Annotated in this window: 1 rRNA gene; it reads right to left on the bottom strand. The window is 51.9% G+C overall.

What is annotated here, in order from left to right:
• Positions 1–20: 20 nt before the first annotated feature.
• A 23S ribosomal RNA gene (locus tag GJU40_RS20315) occupies positions 21–2,950 on the bottom strand.
• Between the last annotated feature and the right edge of the window lie 104 nt (positions 2,951–3,054).

Consider the following 3,054-nt stretch of genomic DNA (forward strand, 5'->3'; position numbering starts at 1 on the left):
GTTTATGCCTATATCATATATAGGTTAAGTCCTCGATCGATTAGTATTCGTCAGCTCCACATGTCACCACGCTTCCACCTCGAACCTATCAACCTGATCATCTTTCAGGGATCTTACTCACATAAAGTGATGGGAAATCTCATCTTGAGGGGGGCTTCATGCTTAGATGCTTTCAGCACTTATCCCTTCCGCACATAGCTACCCAGCGATGCTCTTGGCAGAACAACTGGTACACCAGCGGTGCGTCCATCCCGGTCCTCTCGTACTAAGGACAGCTCCTCTCAAATTTCCTGCGCCCACGACGGATAGGGACCGAACTGTCTCACGACGTTCTGAACCCAGCTCGCGTACCGCTTTAATGGGCGAACAGCCCAACCCTTGGGACCGACTACAGCCCCAGGATGCGATGAGCCGACATCGAGGTGCCAAACCTCCCCGTCGATGTGGACTCTTGGGGGAGATAAGCCTGTTATCCCCGGGGTAGCTTTTATCCGTTGAGCGATGGCCCTTCCATGCGGAACCACCGGATCACTAAGCCCGACTTTCGTCCCTGCTCGACTTGTAGGTCTCGCAGTCAAGCTCCCTTGTGCCTTTACACTCTGCGAATGATTTCCAACCATTCTGAGGGAACCTTTGGGCGCCTCCGTTACATTTTAGGAGGCGACCGCCCCAGTCAAACTGCCCACCTGACACTGTCTCCCAGCCCGATAAGGGCTGCGGGTTAGAATTTCAATACAGCCAGGGTAGTATCCCACCAATGCCTCCACCGAAGCTGGCGCTCCGGCTTCCAAGGCTCCTACCTATCCTGTACAAGCTGTACCAAAATTCAATATCAGGCTACAGTAAAGCTCCACGGGGTCTTTCCGTCCTGTCGCGGGTAACCTGCATCTTCACAGGTACTATAATTTCACCGAGTCTCTCGTTGAGACAGTGCCCAGATCGTTACGCCTTTCGTGCGGGTCGGAACTTACCCGACAAGGAATTTCGCTACCTTAGGACCGTTATAGTTACGGCCGCCGTTTACTGGGGCTTCAGTTCAAAGCTTCGCTTGCGCTAACCTCTCCCCTTAACCTTCCAGCACCGGGCAGGCGTCAGCCCCTATACTTCGCCTTGCGGCTTCGCAGAGACCTGTGTTTTTGCTAAACAGTCGCCTGGGCCTATTCACTGCGGCTTTTCCGGGCTATTAACCCTAAAAAGCACCCCTTCTCCCGAAGTTACGGGGTCATTTTGCCGAGTTCCTTAACGAGAGTTCGCTCGCTCACCTTAGGATTCTCTCCTCGTCTACCTGTGTCGGTTTGCGGTACGGGCACCTCTTACCTCGCTAGAGGCTTTTCTTGGCAGTGTGGAATCAGGAACTTCGGTACTATATTTCCCTCGCCATCACAGCTCAGCCTTATGACAAGCGGATTTGCCTGCTTGTCAGCCTAACTGCTTGGACGCGCATATCCAGCAGCGCGCTTGCCCTATCCTCCTGCGTCCCCCCATTGCTCAAATGGTAAGGAGGTGGTACAGGAATATCAACCTGTTATCCATCGCCTACGCCTTTCGGCCTCGGCTTAGGTCCCGACTAACCCTGAGCGGACGAGCCTACCTCAGGAAACCTTAGACATTCGGTGGAGGGGATTCTCACCCCTCTTTCGCTACTCATACCGGCATTCTCACTTCTAAGCGCTCCACCAGTCCTTACGGTCTGGCTTCTCAGCCCTTAGAACGCTCTCCTACCAATGTTCGTAAGAACATTCCACAGCTTCGGTGATACGTTTAGCCCCGGTACATTTTCGGCGCAGAGTCACTCGACCAGTGAGCTATTACGCACTCTTTAAATGGTGGCTGCTTCTAAGCCAACATCCTGGTTGTCTAAGCAACTCCACATCCTTTTCCACTTAACGTATACTTTGGGACCTTAGCTGGTGGTCTGGGCTGTTTCCCTCTTGACTACGGATCTTATCACTCGCAGTCTGACTCCCATGGATAAGTCTTTGGCATTCGGAGTTTGACTGAATTCGGTAACCCGATGGGGGCCCCTAGTCCAATCAGTGCTCTACCTCCAAGACTCTTACGCATGAGGCTAGCCCTAAAGCTATTTCGGAGAGAACCAGCTATCTCCAGGTTCGATTGGAATTTCTCCGCTACCCACACCTCATCCCCGCACTTTTCAACGTGCGTGGGTTCGGGCCTCCATTCAGTGTTACCTGAACTTCACCCTGGACATGGGTAGATCACCTGGTTTCGGGTCTACGACCACGTACTTATTCGCCCTATTCAGACTCGCTTTCGCTGCGGCTCCGTCTCATCGACTTAACCTTGCACGGGATCGTAACTCGCCGGTTCATTCTACAAAAGGCACGCCATCACCCATTAACGGGCTCTGACTACTTGTAGGCACACGGTTTCAGGATCTCTTTCACTCCCCTTCCGGGGTGCTTTTCACCTTTCCCTCACGGTACTGGTTCACTATCGGTCACTAGGGAGTATTTAGCCTTGGGAGATGGTCCTCCCTGCTTCCGACGGAATTTCACGTGTTCCGCCGTACTCAGGATCCACTCTGGAGGGAACGAAGTTTCAACTACAGGGTTGTTACCTTCTTTGACGGGCCTTTCCAGACCTCTTCATTTACTCCGTTCCTTTGTAACTCCGTATAGAGTGTCCTACAACCCCAGGAGGCAAGCCTCCTGGTTTGGGCTGTTCCCGTTTCGCTCGCCGCTACTCAGGGAATCGCGTTTGCTTTCTCTTCCTCCGGGTACTTAGATGTTTCAGTTCCCCGGGTCTGCCTTTCATACTCTATGAATTCAAGTATGAATACTGTCCCATTACAAACAGTGGGTTTCCCCATTCGGAAATCTCCGGATCAAAGCTTACTTACAGCTCCCCGAAGCATATCGGTGTTAGTACCGTCCTTCATCGGCTCCTAGTGCCAAGGCATCCACCGTGCGCCCTTTCTAACTTAACCATTTGGAAAATTCCGCTTTGGATTTCTCCAAGCTTCTTTTCCTCTTAAAAATTAAAAAGAGAATCACATAAACTAAGCGTTAAAACTCAGTGAATATCTTGCTT

It is taken from the genome of Metabacillus lacus (genome assembly GCF_009674805.1).
In the GTDB taxonomy this organism is placed as follows: Bacteria; Bacillota; Bacilli; order Bacillales; family Bacillaceae; genus Metabacillus_C; species Metabacillus_C lacus.